Source organism: Parolsenella catena, assembly GCF_003966955.1.
Lineage (GTDB): Bacteria > Actinomycetota > Coriobacteriia > Coriobacteriales > Atopobiaceae > Parolsenella > Parolsenella catena.
On sequence record NZ_AP019367.1, the window covers coordinates 481,264 to 492,883 of the forward strand.

The 11,620-nt window shown below is 65.5% G+C and carries 11 protein-coding genes and 6 tRNA genes; 12 read left to right on the top strand and 5 right to left on the bottom strand.

What is annotated here, in order from left to right:
- Window positions 1–10: 10 nt before the first annotated feature.
- The 10 genes from Pcatena_RS02145 to Pcatena_RS02190 all read left to right on the top strand — a co-directional run bounded on the left by Pcatena_RS02145 (window position 11) and on the right by Pcatena_RS02190 (window position 6,227).
- Window positions 11–101: transfer RNA gene (locus tag Pcatena_RS02145), tRNA-Leu, on the top strand.
- Between the two features lie 100 nt (window positions 102–201).
- Window positions 202–2,424 (top strand): SpoIIE family protein phosphatase, encoded by a 2,223-nt coding sequence (locus tag Pcatena_RS02150; protein ID WP_232619880.1) that lies wholly within the window; start codon window positions 202–204, stop codon window positions 2,422–2,424.
- Between the two features lie 66 nt (window positions 2,425–2,490).
- Window positions 2,491–3,282 carry an anti-sigma factor antagonist gene (locus Pcatena_RS02155; RefSeq protein WP_126421205.1) on the top strand — a complete coding sequence of 264 codons (792 nt, stop codon included), beginning with the start codon at window positions 2,491–2,493 and terminating at the stop codon, window positions 3,280–3,282.
- Between the two features lie 96 nt (window positions 3,283–3,378).
- Window positions 3,379–3,454 (top strand) — tRNA-Gly (locus tag Pcatena_RS02160).
- Between the two features lie 43 nt (window positions 3,455–3,497).
- Window positions 3,498–3,571 (top strand) — tRNA-Cys (locus Pcatena_RS02165).
- A 243-nt stretch (window positions 3,572–3,814) separates the two neighbouring features.
- Window positions 3,815–3,890: transfer RNA gene (locus tag Pcatena_RS02170), tRNA-Gly, on the top strand.
- 43 nt (window positions 3,891–3,933) lie between these two features.
- A tRNA-Cys gene (locus tag Pcatena_RS02175) sits at window positions 3,934–4,007 on the top strand.
- Between the two features lie 122 nt (window positions 4,008–4,129).
- Complete coding sequence (locus Pcatena_RS02180) at window positions 4,130–5,095, top strand: putative ABC transporter permease (RefSeq protein WP_126421207.1); 966 nt, start codon at window positions 4,130–4,132, stop codon at window positions 5,093–5,095.
- 126 nt (window positions 5,096–5,221) lie between these two features.
- Window positions 5,222–5,935, top strand: a complete 714-nt coding sequence (locus Pcatena_RS02185; protein ID WP_126421209.1) for a Bax inhibitor-1 family protein — start codon at window positions 5,222–5,224, stop codon at window positions 5,933–5,935.
- A 217-nt stretch (window positions 5,936–6,152) separates the two neighbouring features.
- Window positions 6,153–6,227: transfer RNA gene (locus tag Pcatena_RS02190), tRNA-Val, on the top strand.
- On the opposite strand, the gene Pcatena_RS02195 is transcribed toward Pcatena_RS02190, so the two are convergent.
- From Pcatena_RS02195 to Pcatena_RS02210, 4 genes are all read right to left on the bottom strand, one after another.
- A complete protein-coding gene (locus Pcatena_RS02195; protein ID WP_126421211.1) occupies window positions 6,206–7,681 on the bottom strand; it encodes a recombinase family protein in 1,476 nt (491 codons plus the stop codon). The genes Pcatena_RS02190 and Pcatena_RS02195 overlap by 22 nt on opposite strands.
- An 88-nt stretch (window positions 7,682–7,769) precedes the next feature.
- Window positions 7,770–8,687, bottom strand: coding sequence for an Abi family protein (locus tag Pcatena_RS02200; RefSeq protein WP_126421213.1), 918 nt, complete (start codon window positions 8,685–8,687; stop codon window positions 7,770–7,772).
- 195 nt (window positions 8,688–8,882) lie between these two features.
- Window positions 8,883–9,200: a hypothetical protein gene (locus tag Pcatena_RS02205; protein ID WP_126421215.1), complete on the bottom strand. Its 318-nt coding sequence runs from the start codon at window positions 9,198–9,200 to the stop codon at window positions 8,883–8,885.
- Window positions 9,201–9,479: 279 nt separating this feature from the next.
- On the bottom strand, window positions 9,480–9,848 hold the full coding sequence (locus Pcatena_RS02210) for a helix-turn-helix transcriptional regulator (RefSeq protein ID WP_126421217.1): 369 nt from the start codon (window positions 9,846–9,848) through the stop codon (window positions 9,480–9,482).
- Window positions 9,849–10,017: 169 nt separating this feature from the next.
- Between Pcatena_RS02210 and Pcatena_RS02215 the strand changes: the two genes are divergently transcribed.
- Window positions 10,018–10,227 (top strand): helix-turn-helix transcriptional regulator, encoded by a 210-nt coding sequence (locus Pcatena_RS02215; protein WP_126421219.1) that lies wholly within the window; start codon window positions 10,018–10,020, stop codon window positions 10,225–10,227.
- Between the two features lie 407 nt (window positions 10,228–10,634).
- Here Pcatena_RS02215 and Pcatena_RS02220 read toward each other — a convergent pair whose 3' ends face one another.
- Complete coding sequence (locus tag Pcatena_RS02220) at window positions 10,635–11,033, bottom strand: hypothetical protein (RefSeq protein WP_126421221.1); 399 nt, start codon at window positions 11,031–11,033, stop codon at window positions 10,635–10,637.
- Between the two features lie 292 nt (window positions 11,034–11,325).
- Here Pcatena_RS02220 and Pcatena_RS02225 point away from each other — a divergent pair, with 292 nt between their 5' ends.
- The gene (locus Pcatena_RS02225) at window positions 11,326–11,544 is read left to right on the top strand and encodes a hypothetical protein (protein ID WP_126421223.1); all 219 of its coding nucleotides are present in this window, start codon (window positions 11,326–11,328) and stop codon (window positions 11,542–11,544) included.
- Window positions 11,545–11,620 lie beyond the last annotated feature (76 nt).

The following is an 11,620-nucleotide window of genomic DNA, read 5'->3' on the forward strand; positions in this document are numbered from 1 at the left end:
CAACTGACAAGTCGGAGTGGCGGAATTGGCAGACGCGCTAGCTTGAGGTGCTAGTGACTGACTAAAAGGTCGTGCGGGTTCAAGTCCCGCCTCCGACACCAGCAAAAACACGGACCTTCGGGTCCGTTTTTTGTTAGCTATGCACCATGCCGTGCCGTGACGCGTCCGCCGACGCGGCGCCGCGCGAGAAGGAGCCGAGCCGTGGATTCCACCTCCCAAGACCGCGAGGGTGCCGGGCAGCTTGCCCGCGTGGACCGCATGGGCAAGGGCGCGCTGCCCGGCGTGCTTGCCGCGCTCATGGCGCTCACGTCCGACGCCGTGCTCACGCTGGACGGCGATGCCCGCATCCTCACCGCAAACGCCCAGGCCGAGGCCCTCACCGAGCTTACGCTCGACGAGCTTGTGGGCACGAGCGTCCGCGACATACTCTTCAACCCCAACCACCCCTCAGACGCCGGGGCCTACGTCCCGCTGCTGTCCACGGATGGCTCGCTCACCGAGCTGTCGTGTCGGCTTGCCTCGGGCGGGGCGGCAACCGTGGCCGCGCGCTGCGACCGCGTGAGCGCGCCGGGGGAGACCTACCTGCTCGTCATGCGCCCCACGGACGCCCTGCTCGCCGCCGAGCGAGACCACGACCGCCTGCTCGACGAGCTCTCCCTCGCAAACCGCCGCCTCTCGGGAACGCTGCGCATCGTGCTCGACACGATTGACGCCGACGACGTGGAGTCGCTGTTTGGCGGCGTGCTGGAGCAGATGACCGACACGCTTGACGCCCACGGCGCCCTGCTGTTCGTCGCGGAGTCGAGCGGGTATCGCCTCGGCGCCTCCACGGCCTCGCTCGAGGGCCGGCGCCTGCCGCAGTACATGGCCTACGGCGAGGGTCTCGAGACGATCGTCACGAGGGCGGGCAACGCGCTTCGCCTGAGGCTTCTGCCCCCGTCCGAGCAGAGCCTGCGCGCCGGCGCGCTGGCCACGAGGGAGTTGCTGGACGAGGAGTCCGGCGAGCGCCATGCCGTGCCGGCCCGTCAGGTCCCGCCGTTCACGAGCCTCATCTGCGTGCCCGTGTGGTTTGGCGGCCACGTCATCGCCATCATCGAGGTGGGCTGGGCCGAGGCGCGCCCCACGCGCCGCGACGACGCGCGTCTGCTCGACTCAGTCTCGCAGTACCTCTCCATCGAGTTTGCCGCGGCCATCTCCACGATCCGCACGGAGCGCGCCCAGCGCCTCGACCGAGCGGCGCAGAAGCTGGGCGGCCTGCTCGAGGACGGGCCCGACGTGGACGAGGACGCCCTTTCCCGGGTCAGGGAGACGCTTGCCTCCGAGCTTGGCGTCGAGGTTGCCCCCGTGACCACCGAGCCCTTCGAGGACACGTGCGTGGCGTCCGTGCCCGGGGTGGGAGACGTGGAGCTGCCCCGACCGCTCGGGGAGCTCACGCGCGGTTACGCGGACGCGGGCGTCGCCGTGGCGCCCATCGGGCGCGGCTCCGCGCTTGCCACGTGGCTCGCGCACGCGGGCAAGCCCTGCACGGGCGCCCTCATCGACCTTGGGGAGATCTCCGGGCACCGCCGCGTGTTCCTCGTCATGCGCGCGGCGGACGAGGAGCCCGTGGACGGGGAGGAGCTCGACTTCCTGCGCCGCGTGTGCATCGACGTGCGCCAGGCCGTCGAGGAGGGCGAGCGGCGCGTGCATGACACGCGCATCTCCCAGGCGCTCCAGAGCGGCATGAAGAACGAGCTGCAGCGCGTCGAGGGCATCACGGCCCACGGCCTGTACTCCTCGGCCACGGAGGAGGCGCTCGTCGGCGGCGACTTCTACGACCTCATCCGCCTGCCCAACCGGCGTGCCTGCGTCATTCTCGGTGACGTGAGCGGCAAGGGCGTCGAGGCGGCGAGCGTGTCGGCCGCCGTGAGGACGGCGCTGGGCGCCTACGCGTGGGAGGGCCAGCCGCCCGCCCGCATGGTGCGGCTGCTCAACGACTTCCTCCTCGGGTTCTCGAGGCTCGAGACGTTCGCCACGCTGTTCGTGGGCGTCATAGACCTGGTGCGCGCCACGCTCACGTACTGCTCGGCGGGCCATCCGCCCGCGATCTTTCTGCGCGACGAGCCCCGCGAGATGTTCACGCTCGACGAGCAGTCCGGTGTCGTGGGCGCGTTCCGTGGGATGTCCTACCACGACGGCCGTGTTCGCCTGCGCGAGGGGGACCGCCTGTTGCTGTACACGGACGGCGTCACGGAGGCGCGCAGTCCCTCCGGCGCCTTCTTTGGCGAGCAGGGCCTGCGCGACGCGGTGATGGAGGAGGCGAGCGGAGACTACGAGCACATGCTCGACAGGCTGCTGGCGCGCCTCGACGCCTTCACGGGGCGCAGCCTGGATGACGACGTGGCCATGGTGACGCTCCGCTTCGACGACCTGGGCGCGGCGTAGGGCCCTTTTGCGCGCCGCAGGCGGATGCGAGCGCATGAAGCGGCGCCGTCTGGGCAGAATGGCCGTATGACTCACTCGGAGGACATACTCATCGTTCCCGTCGAGGGTGACCTGGACGTGTCGTGCGTGGGGCGCGTGCGCGCGCTCATCGACGAGCGCGTTGCCGTCGGGTGCCGGCGCGTCATCCTCAACATGGCGCAGGCAACGTACGTGGACAGCCTGGGCATGAGCCTCATCTTCGCCGAGTCGCGCCAGCTGCGCGAGAAGGGTGGGCTGCTGTCGCTCGTCAACGTCTGCGACAACGTGTACCGCTCGCTTGTGATCTGCAGGCTCGTGGACTTCATCCCCGTCACGGGAGGCGGGCCCAAGCCGCCGATACCGGCGCTCGACCCGTCGGTGCGCCCGGAGTGGCATGGCACGATGCGCGTGGACCCCGCGAGGCTCTCTGAGGCGCGCCGGCGCATGAAGGAGCTTCTCGGGCGCACGGAGCTCACGGCCGACGAGGTGTTCGACCTCACGCTCGCCGGGGGAGAGGCCCTTGGCAACGCCGTGGACCACACGTGCGCCGAGGGCGTTCTGCTGAGCGTGTGGGTGTACCCGGACCGCGTGGTCGTGGAGGTCACGGACTGCGGTGAGGGCTTTGACCCCTCCGATGGGGACGAGGAAGGCGCCGGGGATGCGGGTGCGTGCGCGTCGTCCTCGCTCGAGCGCGGGCGCGGCATCAAGCTCATGCGGATGCTTGCCGACTCGGTGGAGATCGGGCCCAAGACGAGCGGTGAGGGCACGGTCGTGAGGCTCGTGAAGCTCATCACGCCGATGTCGAGGCAGGGCGGCGAGCTTGGCTCTCTGGCCTGCTAGCGTGGGCGCCGGCGCGCGCTGGGGCGTGCGGGCCAAAATTCTCGCAAGTTTTTCCTTGCGCGCCCGCCGGAGTTTGCGTATAGTACTTTCTCGCACGCGGACATGGCTCAGTTGGTAGAGCACCACCTTGCCAAGGTGGGGGTCGCGGGTTCGAGCCCCGTTGTCCGCTCCATGTGAATGAGGGGCCGGCCACAATCGGCCGGCCCTTTTCATATGGCGACGTGGCCAAGTGGTAAGGCATGGGCCTGCAAAGCCCCTACCCCCAGTTCGAATCTGGGCGTCGCCTCCAATGATCGTGAGCGACCCGGCCGGCAGGTTGGGTCGCTTTTCTTGTCGCGTGCATGCCGCCACGGTATCGCGAGTGTAGCCATTCGGTCATTGTCGGCGTGATTTTGGGCCCAAGAGTGACCGATTGGCTACGCTCGCGGTGTCTGGGCGAGGGGTCTGATTGCCTGGCCGAGACCCGGCCGAGAAAAAGTTTTCGATTTTGCTTGGCTTGGGCGAGAAGTTTGTGTATAGTATCTCCTCGCACGCGGACATGGCTCAGTTGGTAGAGCACCACCTTGCCAAGGTGGGGGTCGCGGGTTCGAGCCCCGTTGTCCGCTCCATGTGAATGAGGGGCCGGCCACAATCGGCCGGCCCTTTTCATATGGCGACGTGGCCAAGTGGTAAGGCATGGGCCTGCAAAGCCCCTACCCCCAGTTCGAATCTGGGCGTCGCCTCCAAAGATTGTGAGCGGTCCGGCCAGTAGGCTGGGCCGCTTCCTTTTTGGATACTATAGGTATATGGCGTCGCACCCTCGACGTCGTACGTATCCCGTCTCGCATTTGCCGGTTGGGGGCGCGACTTGCTCAACGTCCTGCTCATCCTTGCCTTCTTCGGGCTCGTCTACGTGGCCGTGCAGCACCTTGCCCGCACGCTTGGCTATCGCTCGGCTCGCGGCAGGAGCTTCCGCAAGCTCGTTCACAGGGGCAAGGTGCCCGCGGACCTCACCGAGGCGGCCGACGAGGTCATCATCGACCGCCAGCGGCGCCGCAGCGCGCGCAAGCACCACGACCCGGCCTACGCGAGCCTCAAGACCCAGCCAAAGCCGCGCCTCTCCACCGAGCAGGTCCAGGCGCTGCGCGAGGCCCGCGCCTCCGTGCGCGAGGACTTCCTCGAGCACATGCGCCCGGGCTTCTACCACTACGTAATCATCTTCATCGTGGCGAGCGTGGCCGGCCTCATCCTCGAGATGGTCTGGATGTTCGTCTCGAGCGGTCGCACCGAGCTTCGCGTGGGCCTCGTGTGGGGGCCGTTCTCGCCCCTGTACGGCTTTGGGGCGTGCCTGCTCACGATGGTGCTGTGGAACTTCCGCACGGCGCCCAGGGGGCAGGTGTTCGTGCTCTCCGCGCTCCTTGGCGGTGGCCTCGAGCAGACGACGGGCATGCTCATGGAGAACCTGTTCCATGCGCAGTCGTGGACCTACCTGGGCCTTCCGGACGCCATCACGCAGTGGATCGCATGGCGCTTCATCTTTGCGTGGGGCGTCATCGGGCTCGTGTGGTGCCGCGTGGTCATGCCCGAGGTGATCTATCGCATAGGTGAGCCCACGACGCGCGCCCAGGTGGTCATCGTGACGGTCATGACGGTGCTTCTCATCGTGGACATGCTCGCCACGGTGTTCTGCTTCTATCGCAAGGCGCAGCGAGACGCGGGCATCCCGCCGTCGAATCCGGTGGACGCGTACGTGGACGCGCGCTTCAACGACGAGTTCATCGCGAACCGCTTCCAGAACCTCGTGGTGGGGCAGGACCTGGAGCCAAACAAGTAGGCGAGAGGACCGGCTGCTTCAAGCGCCCTTCAGCGATGCGCTTCTCGTGCGTGGGCGCGCGGACGTGGGCCACAATGGGTAGGAGAGAGCCAGCGCCCGCGTGGGCGCGTGACGATTGGACAAGACATGTTTGACAACGAGAACCTCAACCGCGGCATCGAGCCGTTCGAGCCCGTGGCGACCGAGACGCGCGTCTCCACGGGCAGGCGGCTGTCGCTTCGCGGCTACAGCCTGGCGCTCACGGGATTCGTCCTCGTGGGCTTCCTCGTGATGGGCGGGTGCGCGAGCCTGTTCTCGAGCCCGGCGTTTCTCATGGGCGTGGTCGACCACTACCTGGGCATTGCCGTGCTGAGCTTCGTGGCCTCCATCGCGGGCATCGTGATGATGGGCTCGGGCAAGAAGCGCCAGGCCGTGGGGCTGTCGCTTTTGGGATACGCCGTGTTCGTGCTGTCGTTTGGCTTCACGACGTCGACGATCCTGCTGAGCTACACGGCCACGACGATCAGCACGGCGTTTCTGGCCACGGCGGGCATTGTGGTGGTGTTCGCGTGCCTGGGCGTGGCGATGCCGCGGGTGTTCGAGAAGATCCAGGGCGTGCTCACGGGGGCGCTTCTCGCGCTCATCGTGGTGCAGCTCGTGATGCTGTTCCTGGGCGTGAGCCAGACGTGGATCGACTTCGTGGTCATCGTGGTGTTCTGCGGGTTCATCGGCTACGACTTCCACAAGGCGATGTACGACGAGCCCACGCTCGTGAACGCCGTGTACAACGCCTCCGAGCTGTTCCTGGACATCATCAACGTGTTCGTGCGCGTGCTGTCGATCCTGGGCAACAGGGACTAGGGCGTGCCTCGTGGGCGCGCGTCCCGTGATGCGAGCCTTGTGGCGGGCGCTTTGGATGTGCACCCGCGATCTGCATGCGTGCGTTCGTGGCGCGCGTCCGTGACCTGCGGCTTCTCAAACTTTTTGGCAGTTGGCAAAAAAATTTGAGATTTTGGGTTGCATGGGGTGTGGGTCTTAGGTATATTACTCCTCGCGCTGAAACGCGCACCAGAGCTTCGGGCGTTTAGCTCAGGGGGAGAGCGCTTCCCTGACACGGAAGAGGTCACAAGTTCAAATCTTGTAACGCCCACCAAACGTAATCCCTCCGAACTGCCAACTACCTGGGAGTTCGGAGGGTTTTTCTTTACCCATGCTCCCCGTGACGGCCCAGGGTACCTCCACCGTGACGGTTCCGTCGCCCGATATCTCGACCCTGCCGATAGTTCTTCTTAGCACCTGTTTGGTTATATTTTTTGGGAACTTCGCGCGGAGCCAGCGGATGGCCCAGTCGCGGTCGGGCGTGGTGGCGCGCTCGAGGTTGGCGATCTCGCACTCGAGTCTGCGCGCCTCGTCACCCATCCCCTCGAGCCTCTCCTGGACGAGTTCCGGGTCGACGCCGCCAATGATGGCGTCGACGAGGCGCTCTCGTCCCCTCTGGACCTCCCTAAGCTCCTCCCGCGCCCTCTCTAGCCTCTTGGCCTCGTCCCGGCGCTCAATGGCCGCGAGAACCGCGTCTGCGAGCGCCTCTGCCTGTCCCGGCCTGGCCATGACGGAGGAGACCACGTCGGTCACCGCGTCCTCGACGGCCTCCTGCCTGTAGCGGACCATGCCGCCGCCGTCGGTCGGGCACGAGTAGTAGAAGTAGCGCTTGCCCGTGCACCCGGTGCCGCCGTCGCCGCGGTAGGCGCGGCCCGACTCGGCGTCGAAGAGCTTGCCGGTGAGCGGGAACGCGCCCACGCGCCCGTGCTTGCGCTTGCCGTTCGCGGCGTCGAAGCGCTCCTGGGTGACGAGCGCGGGCATGCCGCCCTCGACCACGACGTCGCCGAACTTGTAGATGCCGAGGTACTTCCTGTTGCCGAGGAGCGTCGTGACGGAGTTGACCGTCCAGGCCCCGCCGCGCACGTTGCGGCAGGCGGTGTTGAGCCAGTCGCGCACCTCGGTCTTGGTCGAGCCGTTCGCCGCCATCGCGAAGGCGCGGCGCACGCAGGCGGCCTCGTCCTCGTCGACGGCGTAGCGGCCGTCGTCGCCCACGCGGTAGCCGAAGACGCGCACGCCGTTGGCCTTGCACTTGCGGGCGTTGCCTGCCATGCCGCGGCGGACGTTCTGCGACAGCTCGCGCGAGTACCACTCGTTGACGCCCTCGAGGACGCTCTCCAGGATCGAGCCCTCCGGCGCGTCGGGGATGCGCTCCATGGCGGAGAGCAGCGACACCCCGTTGTCGCGAAGCCTCATCCTGTAGCTCGCCGAGTCGAAGCGGTCTCGCGCGAAGCGGTCGAGGCGGTAGACCACGACCACGCCCCAGCCCGCGTCCCGCGAGTCGGCGACCATGCGCTGGAACTGCGGGCGGTCGTCCGACTTGCCCGACAGGGCCTTGTCGGCGTAGACGCGCTCGACCTCCATGCCGTTTGACTTAGCGAACATGGTGCACACGCGCACCTGGTCCTCGATGGACTCCTCGCGCTGCCTGGCCGACGAGTAGCGGGCGTAGATGACGCAGCGCTTGTGGTCCTTCTCGGGCGCCTTACGCGATCCCCTGCGAGATGCCATAATGTGACCGTCCCTCTCTTCCAAGGTGTGGACGTCTGCCTCGGTGCGGAATGCAGTCCGCACCGAGGCGCTTTCTTGTGGCCGGGAGCTAGTCCCGGTATTCCATCGGTATATCTTTCGGATTCGTGTACATCGCGTTGAGCGCCCTCGGGTCCAGCCGCCCACGGAAGGGGTCGATCACCGAAGCGAGCGTCGAACCGAGCTCTTCGCTCCTCTCAAGCGGAAGCACCATTCTGAGCTCGTTGAGCATGGCATCGAAGTGCAAGCCGTCTATGCTCGCGCAATAGAGCCTGTCGTCATGGGCGCATATGTTCCTGAAGCCTACGAGCACGTGAAACGCTGTCAGCAGGTCTCTTGCGCCGATTCGCCCGGCTGCCGACCATGACGATATGATTCGGCACGCGGCGTTCTGAACGCCCCTCTTTTGGAGCTGGTAGAAGTGCTCGACATTGCCGAACGTGAGGTCGTTCTGGAGAACCCATAGCGGGACCTCCCCATAGCTCTCCAGGTAGTGACGTACGCAGTCCGGGGTTCTGCTGCTGATTCCCAGCTTCCCGTTCAGCCTTCTCATGAGGTCGGCAAGGTTCTTGTTGGCCTCTGTCTCGACGTTCTTCCTGAACGCTTTGGGAACGAGCATGTCCCTGGGGCGGACGTAGTTCGAGCGCTCCAGGTAGGCGTTCGCCTCCGGGTGCTTCTCGCAAAACGCGTAGACGACGGCGTTCTTCATGCAGGCCTCCGCCTCTATGAGGTAGCGGAGACAAAACGCCCTCAGTTCCCTGTCGAAGAGGAAGAGGTCGTATATCTGCCTGAAGGTCGTGCCCTTCTTGTACACGTCGCCCGGGCTCGACTGCATTGCCGCTCGGTCGAGGAACGTGTCCTTGTAGCCGTTGACGATGGCATAGTAGCCCTCGCGCTGGAGGACGGACGAGGTCTTTTCATCGGTTTTGACGCCGCGGGACTCTAGGAGGTCGACCAGCTCCCCGATCGTCTTGAACTCTTTTGCCATTTCGACTCCATAAAATCAAAGGGGCCGCTGCCCGATCGGGCAGCGACCCCTTCTTTGTCTCCGATTCACGTGGATTAGGGGAGACTGCGTCACTGCCACAACTATAGCTAAAACTTGAACAGAGTTACCGAAAATATGTAGAAATCTCCGTGTCTCGATGACTTCTCTCGTCTGACCGCCCATGTCGGCGTGCGACTAGAAAAGCTCTTGGTCGGTTGGCGAGGCGAGCACGTCGTGGACCTTGACGACCCTGTACCTCGAGTTTTCCCAGATGCCGATGGAGTTGAGCTTCTGTGTCACCTCAAGATCGGCGTCGATGTAGTCACCGATGCCGAACGTCCAGGAGTGGGACAGCAGCTTCTCGTAGAAGGCCGTGTCTATCACGGGTGCGGAGATCTTGTTTCCCCTGTAATAGAACTCCCACTTCCTCGAGCTACTGGGCTCGAGGACGGCCTTCGAGACTGCCAGCTGCGCATGCCCGTCGATATGGGTTCGCTCTTCGCTGACGTCCATTGGAACCTCCAAATCTGGTCATCGCCTTGTCCGCCGTCCGTGGCCGGCAAATTGGTTTGTCGGTCAGAAAGCGTCGCTTCTGGCGGACAAATTTGTGGGAATCTCACAAAAAGCCGCGCAAGAAGATGATTTAACCGCCTGGACGGTCGCTCGGGCGGACATGTAGGCCTGGCCGCGAAAAAGAAAGAGGCGGCCTCCCGGGTCGGGCGGCCGCCTCTGGACGCGGACCCCGTGAGGCCACCGCGCCAATGCGCCGCCATCATACCAGGTCGCGCCTAGCTAAGCCGTCTCCTGGCCCAGGCAAGGGAGATCACCGCTTTTTGGGTGGGTCACCCGGAGGCCCGCCATGACGCTGTCGGCCACCTCGCGGCCCTCCTCCGAGAGCGAGTCGTAGGACTCGACCAGGCCGCGGTGCGCCGGGTCTGGCGCGATCGCCTCCGTTGCCTCAAAGCGCCTTCCTGCCAGCTCGTCGAGCGAGCACTCGAGGAAGTCGGCGATGACGCATGCCTGTTCGAGGGACATCATCCTTTCGCCATTCTCCCAAGATGTAATCCTTCTCTCGGTGAAGTTGCCACCCAGAGCGGTTGCAAAGTCTCTTCGGTTCTTGTAGCCGGCTTCTTTTCTTAAACGCTTGAGCTGTATCTCCACAGACGCCTCCTTTCGTGCGTTGGCTGTAGATTACACGCAGAGCGTAAGAAATTCAACAATTAGTAAAAAATCTGTTGACCACATCACGCAAAGTGGTTATATTCGGCTCAGCAACACACAGAGTGGTTGTTTGAATTACAGAATCACTTAAAGCGATTGGAGGGATCACATGGACAAGAACACGATGGGCCGCCGACTGCGCAGCTGGATGGTCGACGCGGGAATGACCGCGGAAGACCTCGCCGCGCGACTCAAGGTCAGCTCAGGCGCTGTCTCGTCTTGGACGAGCGGTCAGCGCTCCGTCTCATTGGACCGTGCTTGCCAGATCTGCGACGTTTTCGGCAAACCGCTCGATGAGCTGGCCTGCCGCGGGGAGTAGCCCCGTCCGTGCCGCTCGCGGTGATGGCGGGAGCCCGCTGCGTGTCCGCCTGGGGACGCCAACGACACCGGAGTCCCGCTTCTCCGCTCCGGGACCGCCCGGCGCGTGTCACGGGCGCGGTCGTCCGGCCGTCGCCGCGAGCGGCACGGGAGAGGCGAGGAAGGGCCCTCCGTCCGGCGAGGCGAGAGGGGCCCGAGACCTTGGGAGCCGCCCGCGGGCGGCATGAAAACCGAATAGCGACTTGGCGGCTCCTCGAATCGCAAGGAACCGCCGAACGGATGCGGCCTGACGCGGCGGCCGGAAGGGAGCCGCGCCCATGAATGACAGGGACAGAATCGAGTTCCACATCTTTGCGATCACGATGACGGTGAACCTCGCCGTCATCGTCATCTTCCTCGGGATTCTCGTCAGGGCGCTGTGCTGAGCGACGCAATCGTGATGACGAGCGTGACTATCGCCGAGAGCGCACCGGCAATCTCAAGGACGATTCGCGCCCTCGCAAGGCGCCTCTCGCGCTTGTAGTGACGCAGGTAGCAGACACCGTCACCGGTCAGCGCGAACGTGTCCCACAGCTTGAGCGTCTGCTCGACCTGCTGGCCCGCGACCTCTACCACGGAGGACATCTCGAACCGCTCGCCCTCGTACTCGATGAGCCCCGCGCGCTTGAGCGACTGAATCGCCCCGGCCTCGTCCCAGACGTCGCCACTGTCGAGCTTGCCGAGCCTGAAGGCGACGTAACCAATCTCGCACGAGTGCGGGGCAAGCTCGACGAGCAGGCGCTCCTGCTCAATAGGGAGAAGTTCCATGGCGTTCCAATCGAATCGGCAGCAACTTACTCAATCATAGGCCGCCGCGTCAGGCCGCATCCGTGGCACCAAGCGCACGCGCCGCGAGGCGCACCGGGGCGCAGTCCCCGCTGTAGGCGACCACCGCCGCCGGAACTAAACAAAGCGTCTGACGAGCGCACTCCTTGGGTCGGCGGCCGTGGCCGCGGCCCCGGCGCTCCTCGCGGTGCGTGCGCGGATCTATCCAAGACACAAAAAAATGGCCCCACGTCCGCCAAGACAAGGAGGGCCATCGACCTAAAGGAGGTCGCACATGAGTCTACCAGAGTTCGAGGCCGCGTCGCTCGACGCGGCGGCCATGGCCATGGGGTCGCCCGCCGGGTGGCTCGCGGTGGCCGCGTCCGTGGCGGCCGACGTCGCGGCGCTCTGCGGCGTGGGGGCGCTCGAGTGGCCCGCCATCGCCGTCGGCCTCGGCGTGCCCGCGTGGCTCGCGTGGTGCTGGCTGTCGGTCGCGGAGAGGGGAGCGCGATGACGGGGGAGGAGGTCGGCGCCCGCGAGGTCGCGCTCGACGCGATCGCGGCGGAGATGCTCGCCGACTGGATGGCGTA